This window comes from Marivirga sp. (genome assembly GCF_024636815.1).
In the GTDB taxonomy this organism is placed as follows: Bacteria; Bacteroidota; Bacteroidia; order Cytophagales; family Cyclobacteriaceae; genus Marivirga.
Window position 1 is genome coordinate 18064 of sequence record NZ_JAGXGF010000093.1, and the last position, 13689, is coordinate 31752.

The 13689-nt window shown below is 35.7% G+C and carries 12 protein-coding genes; 8 read left to right on the forward strand and 4 right to left on the reverse strand.

All coding sequences use genetic code 11. The features are described from left to right. Positions 1–8: 8 nt before the first annotated feature. Positions 9–1121 carry a PQQ-dependent sugar dehydrogenase gene (locus Q0L29_RS06955; RefSeq protein ID WP_296620245.1) on the forward strand — a complete coding sequence of 371 codons (1113 nt, stop codon included), beginning with the start codon at positions 9–11 and terminating at the stop codon, positions 1119–1121. Positions 1122–1320: 199 nt separating this feature from the next. Here the strand turns inward: Q0L29_RS06955 and Q0L29_RS06960 are convergent, their stop codons facing one another. After that, entirely contained in the window at positions 1321–1905 is a 585-nt protein-coding gene (locus tag Q0L29_RS06960) for a hypothetical protein (protein ID WP_296620247.1), read from the reverse strand. A gap of 160 nt (positions 1906–2065) precedes the next feature. Here Q0L29_RS06960 and Q0L29_RS06965 point away from each other — a divergent pair, with 160 nt between their 5' ends. From Q0L29_RS06965 to Q0L29_RS06975, 3 genes are read left to right on the forward strand one after another with little or no spacing between them, the layout of a single operon-like run. Beyond that, positions 2066–4486 carry a YfhO family protein gene (locus Q0L29_RS06965; RefSeq protein WP_296620249.1) on the forward strand — a complete coding sequence of 807 codons (2421 nt, stop codon included), beginning with the start codon at positions 2066–2068 and terminating at the stop codon, positions 4484–4486. Positions 4487–4488: 2 nt separating this feature from the next. After that, positions 4489–5391: a glycosyltransferase gene (locus Q0L29_RS06970; RefSeq protein WP_296620250.1), complete on the forward strand. Its 903-nt coding sequence runs from the start codon at positions 4489–4491 to the stop codon at positions 5389–5391. A 4-nt stretch (positions 5392–5395) separates the two neighbouring features. Further along, a complete protein-coding gene (locus Q0L29_RS06975; protein WP_296620252.1) occupies positions 5396–6277 on the forward strand; it encodes a hypothetical protein in 882 nt (293 codons plus the stop codon). A 244-nt stretch (positions 6278–6521) separates the two neighbouring features. On the opposite strand, the gene Q0L29_RS06980 is transcribed toward Q0L29_RS06975, so the two are convergent. Continuing rightward, positions 6522–7877 (reverse strand): sodium:alanine symporter family protein, encoded by a 1356-nt coding sequence (locus Q0L29_RS06980; RefSeq protein ID WP_296620253.1) that lies wholly within the window; start codon positions 7875–7877, stop codon positions 6522–6524. A gap of 239 nt (positions 7878–8116) precedes the next feature. Between Q0L29_RS06980 and Q0L29_RS06985 the strand changes: the two genes are divergently transcribed. The 4 genes from Q0L29_RS06985 to Q0L29_RS07000 are packed head-to-tail and all read left to right on the forward strand — an operon-like array spanning position 8117 to position 12223. Beyond that, entirely contained in the window at positions 8117–8827 is a 711-nt protein-coding gene (locus Q0L29_RS06985; protein ID WP_296620255.1) for a hypothetical protein, read from the forward strand. A gap of 35 nt (positions 8828–8862) precedes the next feature. Then, complete coding sequence (locus tag Q0L29_RS06990) at positions 8863–9684, forward strand: DUF3108 domain-containing protein (protein ID WP_296620257.1); 822 nt, start codon at positions 8863–8865, stop codon at positions 9682–9684. 14 nt (positions 9685–9698) lie between these two features. Then, positions 9699–11381, forward strand: a complete 1683-nt coding sequence (menD, locus tag Q0L29_RS06995) for a 2-succinyl-5-enolpyruvyl-6-hydroxy-3-cyclohexene-1-carboxylic-acid synthase (protein WP_296620258.1) — start codon at positions 9699–9701, stop codon at positions 11379–11381. Then, a complete protein-coding gene (locus Q0L29_RS07000; protein WP_296620259.1) occupies positions 11378–12223 on the forward strand; it encodes a 1,4-dihydroxy-2-naphthoyl-CoA synthase in 846 nt (281 codons plus the stop codon). The genes menD and Q0L29_RS07000 overlap by 4 nt, the downstream gene beginning before the upstream one ends. Positions 12224–12313: 90 nt before the next feature. On the opposite strand, the gene Q0L29_RS07005 is transcribed toward Q0L29_RS07000, so the two are convergent. Together Q0L29_RS07005 and Q0L29_RS07010 are read right to left on the reverse strand one after the other, a co-directional pair. Next, entirely contained in the window at positions 12314–13249 is a 936-nt protein-coding gene (locus Q0L29_RS07005) for an IS3 family transposase (protein ID WP_296620261.1), read from the reverse strand. Continuing rightward, positions 13246–13644, reverse strand: a complete 399-nt coding sequence (locus Q0L29_RS07010) for a transposase (RefSeq protein ID WP_296620262.1) — start codon at positions 13642–13644, stop codon at positions 13246–13248. Before Q0L29_RS07010 ends, Q0L29_RS07005 begins: the two co-directional genes overlap by 4 nt. Between the last annotated feature and the right edge of the window lie 45 nt (positions 13645–13689).

Consider the following 13689-nt stretch of genomic DNA (forward strand, 5'->3'; position numbering starts at 1 on the left):
CTACATATATGAAACACTTAAAACTAATACTTCCTATTATTGCTATTGCATTAATATTTGCTTGTGGAGATGATAAAAAGGAAAATAAACTTTCCACATTAAACCTTCCCGAAGGATTTGAAATCTCAATCTATGCTGAAGTAGAAAATGCTCGTTCGATGGCATTATCGGAAAGCGGTACTTTATTTGTCGGAAATAGACAAGAAGACAAAGTTTATGCAGTGCAAGATACAGATGGTGATGGCACTGCTGATAAGAAATATATTTTAGCTGACAGCTTGAATATGCCGAATGGAGTAGCTTTTAAAGATGGTGACTTATATGTGGCTGAAGTTAGTCGTATCTTAAAGTTCTCTGATATTGAGAATAATTTAGAAAATCCTGAATATGAAGTGATTTATGACGAATACCCAACTGATAAGCACCATGGATGGAAGTATATCGCTTTTGGTCCTGACGGAAAATTATATGTACCGGTAGGTGCTCCTTGTAATATTTGCAACAATCCCGACAAACCAATTTACGCAAGTATCACCCGTATAAATCCTGACGGAACTGATATGGAAATTTACGCTGAAGGGATCAGAAATACTGTAGGCTTCACTTGGCACCCAGAAACCGGGGATTTATACTTTACGGATAATGGCAGAGATATGATGGGTGATAATGTTCCTCCTTGTGAACTGAATGTAGCTACTGAAAAAGGACAGCACTTTGGATATCCTTTCTGCCATGGCGGAGATATTCCCGATCCAGAATTTGGTGAGTTAAGAGATTGTGATGAATTCAAAAAACCATACAGAAATCTTGGACCACATGTGGCGCCTTTAGGGATCAAATTTTACACTGCTGATTTATTTCCTGAAAAATACCATAATCAAATATTTATAGCTGAGCACGGAAGTTGGAATCGTTCTGAGAAGATAGGTTATAGAATCCAGATGGTAAGCAATACAACTGAAGGACAACCTACTTACGAAACATTTATCGATGGTTGGTTGAACCATGAAGAGCAAGATGCCTGGGGAAGACCAGTGGATGTTATAATAAATGATAAAGGTGAAATGCTAATCTCTGATGATTTAGCTGGATTGATTTATAAGGTGACTTATAAAGGATAAGACTTTTATTCTGTAAGAATTGAAAAAGGTTGAGTTTTGAATAGCTCAACCTTTTTTTGTTTTTAGATTACTGAATTCATAAAGTTTGCAATTCAAAACCTGTCAGGTTTCACAGATTATCTTACTACACAAATTGATAAATGTGGTGCAATTTATTTATTTAAACCTGACAGGTTTATAAGTGTTTTTGAGTAATCAACTAATCATTCGGAGGTGTAATCATAATATGCGCTCTATGCGTCCCGGGATCCATAATCCATGCGCCACCAGGTACTAATGGTCTGATTGGCAAGCCAGTAGATTCTGCAGTGGCAAAAGGAATATAAACCACATATCTTAAATTGGCATTTTCAACCTCTCCTGTTTCAGGATTATATTTTCCTTCTTTACCTGATAGAACATGTAAAGTGGTCGGATTATCAGGCATTTTTAATTTTCCTGATTTTGCTTCCTCCTCTCTAATTTGAAAAATGGCATCCGGTCTTTTGCCTTCTGCTCTTAGTTCATCTCCCCTAGTCATAAAAGGATGCAAATCTTTATGATAGCATGCAACACTAAAGCCTTCTTTATTAGGATCATCTGCTACGCAAATTTGCTCATTGCTTCCTTCACGTAATAGAACTTTTTTACCGTTTTCATCATACCCATAAACGGTGGCACCTTCTTGTTTTTCTGGCGGTGCAGCTTGGACAGCAGCTGAAATTTGTCCTTCTTTATCAGGAATCTGTGCCTGACATGAAATTAGGCTGAAAATAAAAATAGGAATTAGAAAAAGTGGTTTCATATTATATCTCTTTTAATGAAAAATCTAAAGACAAGATAATCAATAAGTATTTATTATCTAAATTCTAATTAAAACCAACCAAATTAAACGCTTTCAATCTTTTCATCTTGGCACAGGATAAAGAATTAACTATTATTGTATTTCCAAAAACCATCAAGATATGAATTTCAAAAAACTGATTCCTCACATCCTAGCCATCGTAGTTTTTATTATCCTCAACTTGGTTATGTATTGGCCTTTATTAATGGAGAATAAAGAACTTCAGCAAAATGATATAGTTCAAGGAAGAAGTGCCAATCAGGAAATAGTTGACTTTAGAGAAAAGACAGGTGAAGAAGCCTTATGGACTAATAGTATGTTCAGCGGCATGCCAGCTTATTTGCTCAGTGTGGCCTGGTCCGGAGAACTTGTTAAATACATACCTGTATTTATCAGAAGTATTATACCATCACCTGCAAGTCATACATTTATGGCAATGGTCGCTTTTTATATTTTACTGCTGGTCTTTAAGGTAAATCCTTATTTAGCTATCGGTGGTGGCTTAGTATATGGTTTGAATACTTTCTTTCTGATAAGTGTAGAGGCAGGTCATATTTGGAAAGTAGCAGCAATTAGTTGGATGCCCTTAGTGTTAGCGGGAGTCGTATTGGCCTTCCGAAAAAAATATATTCTAGGTTTCGCTATCACTGCACTGGCCATGGCACTGGAGATAAGATCCAATCATTATCAAATCACTTATTACTTGCTTTTGATAGTCTTACTCTATGGTCTTTTCCAATTAATTCAAGCCATTAGGAATAAAACAATTCCTGAATTTGCAAAAACTGTAGGAGTCCTGTCTTTAGCGGTTATACTGGGAATAGGTGCCAATTTCGGTAAAATTTGGGGAGCTTATGAATATGGTCAGTATTCTATTAGAGGGCCTGCTGAATTAACTTCTAATACAGAATCCTCAGGAGGACTAGACAGAAGTTATGCCTTTGCATGGAGTAATGGCATTTGGGAACCTTTCACTTTTTTAGTCCCCAATTTTTATGGTGGTGCAAGTCAGGAAGAAGTCTCAATGGATTCTGAGTTAGCAAAAGGCCTTCAATCTAGAGGCGCGGGGTCAGGGCAAATTAGATCATTTGTGAAAAGCGTCCCAACTTATTGGGGGGATCAGCCCTTTACCAGTGGGCCATATTACATGGGTGCAGTAGTGATATTTTTATTTATTTTAGGGATTATTTTTGTTAAAGGTCCTATAAAATGGTGGTTGTTAACTGCTTCTTCCCTAGGTATAGTACTTTCCTGGGGAAGTAATTTTGAATTATTCAATTATTTCATGTTTGACTACTTCCCGGGTTATAATAAATTCAGGGCAGTTTCCATGACGGTTGCAATACCATTTTTATGTATGCCCCTACTCGGATTTTTGGGAATTAAAGAAATGAGTAAAGCCGATTGGCCAAATATGAAAAAACAATTCTTGATCGCACTGAGCATTGCTGCAGGATTATGTTTGCTATTTGTATTTGCCTCATTTATGATGAAATTCCGTGGTACTGTTGATGCCCAGTTAGGAGACCAAGCTTGGTTAATCGATTTAATCAGAGAACAAAGAGCTTCCATGTTTAGATCAGATGCTTTTCGCTCCTTTTTCTTTATAATTGCTGCTGGAGGTATTCTTTATTTTTGGAAAGAAAATAAAATAAAAGAGACTTTAGCTATAGGCCTTATAGTTACACTAATAGTAGTTGACCTAGTGCCAGTCTCAAAAAGATACCTAAACGAAGAAAACTTTGTAAGGGAAAATAGAGGTGAATTGATCTCTAAAAGTGAAGCAGATAAAAGAATTTTGCAAGATGACGGCCATTACAGGGTATTAAATTTAAACAATCCATTTAATGAAGCTCACACTTCCTACTATCATTCATCTATAGGCGGTTATCATGGTGCCAAAATGAGACGGTACCAAGATTTAATAGATTATCATATACAACCTGAAATGAGCAGTTTGATTGAAAATTTACGGGCGGGTAATACAGATCTTTCAAATTTCAGCGTATTCAATATGTTAAATACAAAGTATATTAAATTTGGAAATAAAGCTGGACAAGTCATCAGTAATACTGCAGCAAACGGAAATGCATGGGTAGTAGATGAGGTGAAAAAAGTTACTTCTCCAGACAAAGCTATTGAGGAGTTGGGGGGCATTAGTACTAGAAATACTGCGGTTATAAACACGAATAAATTCAACTTGCAAATAGAGGAGTATTCGAAAGGCAGTATTAAACTAGAATCTTATGCACCAAATAAATTAAAATATATTGCTGATATGCAAGGGGATGGCCTGGCAATCTTTTCGGAAATATACTATCCTAAAGGATGGAAAGCTTTTATAGATGGGGAAGAGACTAAAATATTACAGGCTAATTATGTACTTAGGGCTTTAGAAGTACCAGCTGGTGAGCATGAAATAGTTTTCAAATTTGAACCGAAAGCTTATTATATCGGCAATAAAATAATGTGGGTTTCTTCTATTATATTATACATAATGTTAATTGGTAGTATTGTTTACTTTTTTACCAAACGAAATTAGGGATGGTATCAGTTATTGTCTGTACATATAATAGAGAAAAATATTTGGGCCGGTGTTTACAGCATCTGGCCGACCAAAGGATTTCTCCTAAAGCTTACGAAATTCTAATAATTGATAATAAAAGTACTGACAGTACTGCCAGTATAGCAGAAACATTTATCACTGACAATGAAAAGCTGAACACCAAATATTACTTAGAGCAAGAACAGGGACACACCTTTGCAAGAAATAGAGGAATTAAAGAAGCAAAAGGAGAAATCCTTACTTTTATAGATGATGATGCCTTCGTACGATCTGATTTTATTGAAAATATCCAGACTTATTTTGATACAAATCATCATGTGCAGGCCATTGGAGGTAAAATAGTGCCTGTTTATGAAGAGGAAGAACCTAAGTGGATGTCTAAATATTTATTAACGCTGGTATCAGCAATTGATTTGGGTGATAAACCAAAAGAGTTTAAAGGAAATAAATTTCCTATCGGGGCTAATATGTCATTCAGAGAAAAAGTATTCCAACAATACGGTTCTTTCAATACAGAGCTTGGGAGAAGAGCAGGTGGTCTTGAAGGAGGAGATGAAAAGGAAATGTTTTTGCGACTAAAAAAGAATAATGAGTTGATTCATTATGTGCCAAATGTTGAAGTAGCACATATTATACCTGAAAAAAGAACTCAAAAAGAATATATTAAAGGTTTAGGCATAGGTGTCGGAAGCAGCGAAATGAAAAGGCTTAAACATTCAACAATAACTGAAAAACTAAAAAAATTCCTTGATGAAGGAATTAAAATTGGTGGGACCTTTGTACTATTCTTCATTTACCTCTTCAAGGGGAGGTTTTCGGCTGCTTCAATGTTAGTAAAATTTAGACTATGGGTATTAAAAGGTTTACTTAAAAAAGCTTAAATAAATGAAGTCCAACACTCAGATTTTTTTGGAGAACTCGTTTTTTTCTCTCCTTAGCCTTCCCAAAATAATAGCTTTAACTAAAATTAAAGCTTTAAAAAATCCAGCTCCATTAAAGAAAAAGAGTGATTGTATAATTTTAGGAAATGGACCATCATTGAGTGCTACCATACCTCAAATAGAAACCATCCGTAATAAGTACGATTTAGCATGCGTTAATTATTTTGCCCTTACAGAAGCTTTTCAAAAACTGAAACCTCAACATTATATTCTTAATGCACCTGAGCTATGGATGAACGATGTGGAAGAAAATTATCTAAACAAGGCAGCTAAATTATTCAACACCTTAGCAGACTCTACTACCTGGCCTCTGAATTTATTCATAGCCGTTAGCGCATCTAAATCCTATTCATGGCAAGAAAAGATTAAAAAAAACAAAAACATCAACATCGTTTATTTTAATACTACACCCATCGAAGGTTTTAAAAGCCTTATAAAAAAAGCTATTTACAAAGGATGGGGAATGCCCAGACCCCATAATGTATTAATTCCATCTATTGTTATTAGCTTAAGAATGGGTTATGCTAATACTTACTTAACTGGCGCAGACCACTCCTGGCTATCGGAGATATGGGTTGATGATTCAAATAATGTATTTCTTACTCAAAAACATTTCTATGATGAAAAGGAAGCAAAAGCTGCACCCATGAAAAAATTAGGTAAAGGAAGACGTACGCTGCCTGAAATATTGAGCAAATTTACATATGCCTTTACAGCCTATTTTGAATTAGATAAGATAGCCAAAGAAAAGAATCAGCAAATTTTAAATGCAACAAAAGGCTCTTTCATAGATGCCTTTGACAGGGTAAAAGAAATTCCATCTTAATTCTTCTCAAGAATATGCTCTTTAATAACTAAGACCAACTAAAGAAATTACCTAAGTTAACTTTAAACAAAAAACAGCGCGAACAAATCGAAAACATCTTCATGAATCAAATAGAGATTGTTGTGATCAGGCAAGAAATGGTTTTTTCCTGTAAATAAAATTTACTAGAAAAGGTGGTGGCTAATAAAACCAACCCCACTCGTGATTAATACATTCTTAGTTTTAAAATTGCCTTTAGTTTACATTACAAATCACCCTTAGAAAAATAAACCTTTGCAGCTTTCATAACTTTCGGTGCCAATATAAAGGCTGAAATCATAGTTGGGAAAGCCATTAAGGCATACATCCCGTCAATCAAGCCAATTACTGCGCCTAGAGAAGCTACAGATCCCCAGATTACCATTCCGATATAAAAATATTGGTACCAACGGACATGTTGAGCGCCAAATAGATATGAAAAACATTTTCCACCATAATAGGAATAGCTAAAAAGAGAGGTTATAGCGAAAATAAATAAAGCTAATACCAATAAATACCTCCCTCCCCAAAGAGAATCATCAAAAGCTTTGATAGTTAAAGTTACGCCACTTATTCCTTCGTTGTGATCTTGCCATATTCCAGTAATTAAAATGGCCAAGGCTGTCATAGTACATACGATAATAGTATCAATAGCAGGTCCCATCATGGCTACTAAACCTTCACGGACCGGTTCATTTGTTTTAGCAGCTCCATGCGCCATGGGAGCCGTCCCTATTCCTGCTTCATTGGAGAAAGCCGCTCTTCTTGCTCCAGCTACCACTATGGCTCCAACGGCACCACCTAATACGGAATTAGCTGTAAAGGCATCTACAAAAATAAGTTTTAAATATTGGGGCACTAATTCATAATTCAAAACTAATATGGCAATTACGGCAACTACATAAACCCCAACCATCATAGGGACCATACGACCAGCTACATTTCCAATTCTTTTAATTCCACCTAAAATCACCATAGCCACAATAATAGCTAAAATGAATCCAATGGTTAATTTAATGCCAAAGGTCAATTCAATTCCCAATGGTAATAACAGCCCCTCTCCTATTGCAGCTGTTAATTGATTGGACTGAAAACTTGGAATTGTACCAAACATCCCTGCCACACAAAATAAAACGGCCAAAGGTTGCCATTTTTTACCTAAACCTTCACGGATTACGTACATAGGTCCACCTTGAAGATGTCCTAGAGAATCTTTTCCTCTGAACATAACGGCCAAAGTACAAGTGAAAAATTTAGTGGCCATACCAACAAATGCACTTACCCACATCCAAAATATCGCTCCAGGACCTCCCATGGTAATGGCTACAGCCACTCCACTGATATTTCCCATACCTACTGTGGCTGCTAAGGCAGTAGAAAGTGCTTGATAATGGTTGATGTCTCCCTCACTATGGTCTTTATCATATTTCCCCCGGAGAATTTGAATTGCATGTTTTAAATAACGAAAAGGAAGAAAACGGGAATACAAAAGGAAGAAAAGTCCTCCACCCATTAACAATAATAAAAGGGGCGTACCCCACATAGCATTACCAAAACCTACTAAAATTTCTTTTAAAGTCATTTATATTAAAATATATGAATCGCTAAAGTACTAAAGAATTGAGTATTTGGAAGAAAAGAAGCCTTTAAATATCAAGTAACTTAAAAGAATAATTTATGCAATTGTATTGATTAAAAGCTTGTAAAAGCATTTTACTTTTATTGATTTGCAATTTTCTACTATTCTTATTTACATATTTAAATTATTACCTTTTTATTAAGTTTCCCTCTTGTCTTCCCACAATTTTATAATTTTGCTTTATGGCTATACCATCTATCTCCCAAAGCAAACTAATCAATCCACTTCAGCAGTATATGGAAAATATTGACCTTAGAACTGATTTTTTGAGAGTGGATGTAGACTTCAAAAAACTATACCATCAATATACTTCTCATTTTGATGAATTGGCTGAAGAAATGGAAATAAAATGGGATCAATATTTAGAAGAAGATTTAGGGTTTTCATATCATTTACTACACCTACAACCAACTGAATATCATCTATTTTTTGAGCCAGAATACCATTTCAATCGCTATAGACTCAAGACGTTAAGAAACAGTTTTTACCAGGGCATCCCTTTTTTTGATTTACAGAAATGGAGAACATATTGCCGCTCTAAAGAAAAAGAAGCTTTTAAAGGCGGTTTAACAACCGAAATATGGACTAATTCAGTAGCAGAAAAATTATTAGGTAAAGCAGATGAACCTGGATATTTTGGAGGAAATGGCAGCCCAGGCTGGAAACTCCATGCTATTGTTAATTTCTGCCTTGATTTATATTGCCAACATCATAAAGTCAAATTCCTTAGATTGACTCCATATGATAGTTTTATGGCTAAAAGTAAAATCGAATTATTGGGAGATTCTTTAAAGCTGAGAAAACATGAACAGCCAATTCAACAGATGATGAGTAGAAAAATTGGATATGAAATGCCCGGTAATAAAAATAAAGAGGAAATAATTGATAAATAAGTTAACAATCTGCCGATAAATCGTTTATTCCTATTATGAACAAATACCTGATTTCCTCCTTTTTAATAGTATTTTTATACTTCCCTAAACTTTTATCAGGGCAATGTCTGGAACAATCCACGGCCTATCAAGGTGGGGAGGAAATATGGTATGATATAAAATACAATTGGGGCATAATTTGGGTAGATGCCGGAGAGGTAATGTTTGCGGTTGAGGATGCCAAATGGGAAGGCTACGATGCGCATTGGTTTAAAGGATATGGTCGTTCCATGCCGAAATGGGACTGGGTTTATAAAGTGAGAGATACTTTTGATGCAATAGGCACGCAAGAGCAACTAAAGCCACTTTATTTCCACAGAAACACAAGCGAAGGGAGTTATAAAGTCAATAATAAATACTGGTATAATAAGGAAAAAGAGATCATAAAAGCAGATGTCTATAATTCCGATGATGGAGAGAAAATAAAGAAATATGTTCCTTATGATGATTGTATTTGGGATGTGCTTTCTGCTATTTATTATGCCAGAAATCTGGACTTCACAGGTTATAGATCAGATGAAAAAATTCCATTCAACTTAATAGTAGATGGGAAAGTACATAATCTTTATGTTAGATATTTGGGCAAAGAAAAACTGGAAATGCCTGATGAAACTGTATATAATACCATAAAATTTACTGCCCTACTAGTTGACGGGACAATATTTGATGGAGGCGAAGACATGACAGTCTGGGTTACGGATGATAAAAACAAAATCCCTTTAAAAGTACAGGCTAAAATTCAGGTTGGATGGGTAAAAGCCTTTCTGAAAAGCACAAAAGGATTAAAATATGGTGCAATAACTCCACTCAATCCCTAAATTGCATATCAATTATGCAACAAAACATTATTAACAATATAGCGGAAATTTGTCATCAGCAAGGGATTGAGAAAGCCATTATTTCTCCTGGTAGCAGAAATGCTCCTCTAACTTTGGCATTTGCACGACACCCAAAAATTCAATGCTATTCTATTAGTGATGAGCGTTCAGCTTCTTTTATTGGTATGGGTATGGCTAAAGCAGACCGCAAGCCGGTTGCCCTGATTTGTACTTCAGGCTCTGCTGCTCTTAATTATGCTCCCGCAATTGCAGAAGCTTTTTTTCAGGAAATTCCTTTAGTTGTGATCACTGCTGACCGCCCACCCGAGTGGATCGATCAATGGGATGGACAAACCATTCGACAGGAAAATATATACGGAAAACATGTCAAAAAAAGCTATACCATAGCCGTTGATTTATCTCATCCTGACGCACAATGGCATACTTACAGAATCATTAATGAGGCAGTGTTTGAAAGCAAAACATCTGTAAAAGGACCCGTTCATATCAATATCCCTTTTCGTGAACCATTCTATCCTGAAAAGGCTGACAATTGGGGTTATGACCCTGATGTCAAGATTATAAATAGTGTTTCTGGAGAAAAAATATTGAGTAAAATTCAAATCAATGAGCTTCAAACTGAGTTAAAGCAAAAAGAAAAAATCGCTTTTGTTTTAGGCCAGGAAGATTACAGTGAGGATTTTTTACATACCCTTGACCAAATATCTCAAAAGCTAAATATTCCTGTATTTGCAGATATAATCTCTAATGGAAATGATTTGAAAAATGCTATTCATTTACCTGATAGCATTTGCATGTCAATGTTGAAAGAGTCTAAAACCGAAGAAATTCCTGATTTAATCATCAGTTTTGGCAAAAGCATTATCTCCAAAAACCTTAAATTATTTCTCCGTAAAAACTTAAAAACACAATGGCATGTACGCAGTCATCATGCTTTTATTGCAGATCCTTTTCAGGCTTTAACAAAGCAAATTGAAGCTGAGCCTATTTCCTTTTTAAAGGATTTAAATAAAAATTCTTCCGCTGAATTTTTAACATTATGGCAAGAGAAAAACGCTGAAGCCGAAAATAAAACAAACCAATTTTTAAGTTCACAATCCTTTAGTGAATTTTCCGCTTTGTATGAATTGCTTCAAAATTTGCCAGAAAAGAGCTATTTGCATCTGGCCAATAGTCTCAGCGTTCGCTATGCTAATTTCATTGGATTAAGACAGAAAAATATAAAAGTATGGGCCAACAGAGGCACCAGTGGAATTGATGGTTCTACCAGTACGGCTATAGGTCATGCAATAAGTCAAAAAGACAAGAATCATTTCCTTATCACAGGAGATGTAGCTTTCTTTTATGACCGTAATGCATTCTGGCATAAATATCCTTATTCTAATTTAAAAATCATCTTGCTCAACAATCAGGGCGGTTCAATTTTTAGAATGATTAAAGGACCCAAAGAACAAACAGAACTGGAGGAGTTTTTCGAGACAGAACAAAGATTGGATGCTAAAAGCTTGTGTAGTGAATTTGGAATAGCTCATTTTTCAGCTTACAATTCAGAAAGCTTTAATAACATTAAAGATAAGTTTATAAAGTATCCGCAATCATCTATTCTAGAAATTAAAACTGATGCTAAAATCAATCAAAAAATATTTGAAGACTTTAAAAATCAAATGATATCATGAATAAAATTAACTGGACAACTGTAAAAGAATATACGGACATTACCTATAAAAAGGCTAATCATGTAGCCCGAATAGCTTTTAATCGTCCGGAAGTGCGTAATGCTTTCCGACCAAAAACTACGGCTGAACTTTTCGATGCCTTATTGCACGCACGTGAAGATGATGACATAGGAGTAGTTTTATTATCTGCTGAAGGTCCTTCACCTAAGGATGGAAAATATGCTTTTTGCAGTGGTGGTGACCAAAAAGCCAGAGGAGAACAAGGTTATGTGGGAGATGATGGAATTGCCCGACTAAATATCCTCGAAGTGCAAAGATTAATTCGCTTTATGCCTAAGGTAGTTATAGCGGTAGTTCCAGGCTGGGCTGTGGGTGGCGGTCATAGTTTACACGTAGTTTGCGATATGACATTAGCCAGTAAAGAACATGCCATTTTCAAACAAACAGATGCAGATGTAACCAGCTTTGACGGTGGTTATGGCTCGGCTTATTTGGCTAAAATGGTCGGACAAAAAAGAGCACGTGAGATTTTCTTTTTAGGTAGAAATTATTCTGCTCAAGAAGCTTTTGATATGGGAATGGTTAATGCTGTAGTTCCACATGATGAGCTGGAAGATACCGCTTTCGATTGGGCACAGGAAGTATTAGGGAAATCACCTCTATCCATTAGAATGCTGAAATTTGCTTTCAATGCTACGGATGACGGTATGGTAGGACAGCAGGTATTTGCTGGTGAAGCCACTAGGTTAGCTTATATGACTGAAGAAGCCAAAGAAGGTAGGAATGCATTTTTAGAGAAGAGAAAACCTAATTTCGAAAAGTTTAAGAGGGTAAGCAACTAGAAAAGACTCTAGACCTTAGATTTAAGAATCAAGATTTAAAAAAAGTGTCTATCCCTAAATAGCATTGACCGTTTTGGTTAAAAATTCATTTTATAATTCCCTCGGGCAATTATGAGCCTGAGGTTCTTTTCTTGGGCAAACTTCGAAGAGGCTCGATGCCTCTTTGAAGTTTTTCCTTCCTTCGGTGTAAATAATCACCTTCGGTCTATCTTGGGCATTTAAATTTAATAAATTTTCACTGAATTCAATGGGTGAAAACTTCATTTTGAAAGCCCTGTGTTTTCTGTGCTGGTTATAGTGATTCACAGCAGTTTTTGTCTTTCTTTTTAAATCTCCAAAACTCTTTATTGCCCATTTTTTCAAATATTCATTTTTAATTGTGCCGTTAACCCTTTCAGCGTATGCATTATCTGTAGCATAATCTCCCATACTAACATGCATGCCATTTCTTTTTAACTCATTAGTATAAGGCAGGCTACTGTATTGGGCGCCTTTGTCTGAATGATGGATAGTGTCTGTCATATCAGTATTTGTGGCTCTCAATGCCATTTTCAAGGCTTTTAAATTAGCTTCTTTTCTCATATGATCACTAACCCTGTATCCTAATATTACTCTGGTATATACATCTATGATAAATATCAAGTAGTAAAATCTGTCCTTGAGGTAAAAGTAAGTGATATCGCTCTGCAGCACTTGATATGGCTGTGTGATCTGCATGCCTTCTATAAGGTTAGGGTAGCTTAAAACACCCCTTATTGTAGTTTTACGGTAATTCCTCACAGGCTTTACCCCATAGCCTAAGGAAATAAATATCTCGCAGAATTTATCCCTGCCCATAAACTTAGGTTTAAGCGTATAATACATCTTTTCAACCCCACACCCTGGATGGGCTTTTTTGATCTGGTCTGCCAGTATTACCAACGATTCCAGTTCTTTATCAAAAGCCAACTGTCTTTTCTTTGCTTGCTGAACCGATTGCTTGCTCGTCCCAACTGCACTATAAAGTTTGTTTAGGCTGTAGCTCATTTTTTCTTTGTTCTTTTGGAACCACCAGAGCGTGGGGTATTGAAGTTTTTTTTGATATCGATATCATATTGATCTTTAGCCAGTTCTATCATCTTTTCAAGGAAGTCGATATTAATCTGTTTTTGTCCAACCGCTTGTTCCAGCTCTTTTACTTTTTGCTCAAGTTCCTTGACCTTATTGGAGTCACTATCTTTCATTTCAACTATTCTGATATTCTTCTCATTATAAGTAGAATATTTATAAATCCATGAGTAAATAGTCGGATTTGATATCCCGTAATAACGTTCCATTTGACAGACACTCATAATGCCCTTTTCAAAATCTTCTACAATTTTTCGCTTGAACTCCTCGGTAAATCTAACCCTGTTCCTGATGCGTTTTCCCGTTTTTATCATAACTTTAATCGGTTAAAAACGGTCAACTTATTTCAGGGAATGACA

Bases quoted from the DNA above. Each gene is read 5' to 3' on its own strand.
- Q0L29_RS06955 (WP_296620245.1), top strand. From the start codon at position 9: ATGAAACACTTAAAACTAATACTTCCTATTATTGCTATTGCATTAATA.
- Q0L29_RS06960 (WP_296620247.1), bottom strand. From the start codon at position 1,905: ATGAAACCACTTTTTCTAATTCCTATTTTTATTTTCAGCCTAATTTCA.
- Q0L29_RS06965 (WP_296620249.1), top strand. From the start codon at position 2,066: ATGAATTTCAAAAAACTGATTCCTCACATCCTAGCCATCGTAGTTTTT.
- Q0L29_RS06970 (WP_296620250.1), top strand. From the start codon at position 4,489: ATGGTATCAGTTATTGTCTGTACATATAATAGAGAAAAATATTTGGGC.
- Q0L29_RS06975 (WP_296620252.1), top strand. From the start codon at position 5,396: ATGAAGTCCAACACTCAGATTTTTTTGGAGAACTCGTTTTTTTCTCTC.
- Q0L29_RS06980 (WP_296620253.1), bottom strand. From the start codon at position 7,877: ATGACTTTAAAAGAAATTTTAGTAGGTTTTGGTAATGCTATGTGGGGT.
- Q0L29_RS06985 (WP_296620255.1), top strand. From the start codon at position 8,117: ATGGCTATACCATCTATCTCCCAAAGCAAACTAATCAATCCACTTCAG.
- Q0L29_RS06990 (WP_296620257.1), top strand. From the start codon at position 8,863: ATGAACAAATACCTGATTTCCTCCTTTTTAATAGTATTTTTATACTTC.
- menD (WP_296620258.1), top strand. From the start codon at position 9,699: ATGCAACAAAACATTATTAACAATATAGCGGAAATTTGTCATCAGCAA.
- Q0L29_RS07000 (WP_296620259.1), top strand. From the start codon at position 11,378: ATGAATAAAATTAACTGGACAACTGTAAAAGAATATACGGACATTACC.
- Q0L29_RS07005 (WP_296620261.1), bottom strand. From the start codon at position 13,249: ATGAGCTACAGCCTAAACAAACTTTATAGTGCAGTTGGGACGAGCAAG.
- Q0L29_RS07010 (WP_296620262.1), bottom strand. From the start codon at position 13,644: ATGATAAAAACGGGAAAACGCATCAGGAACAGGGTTAGATTTACCGAG.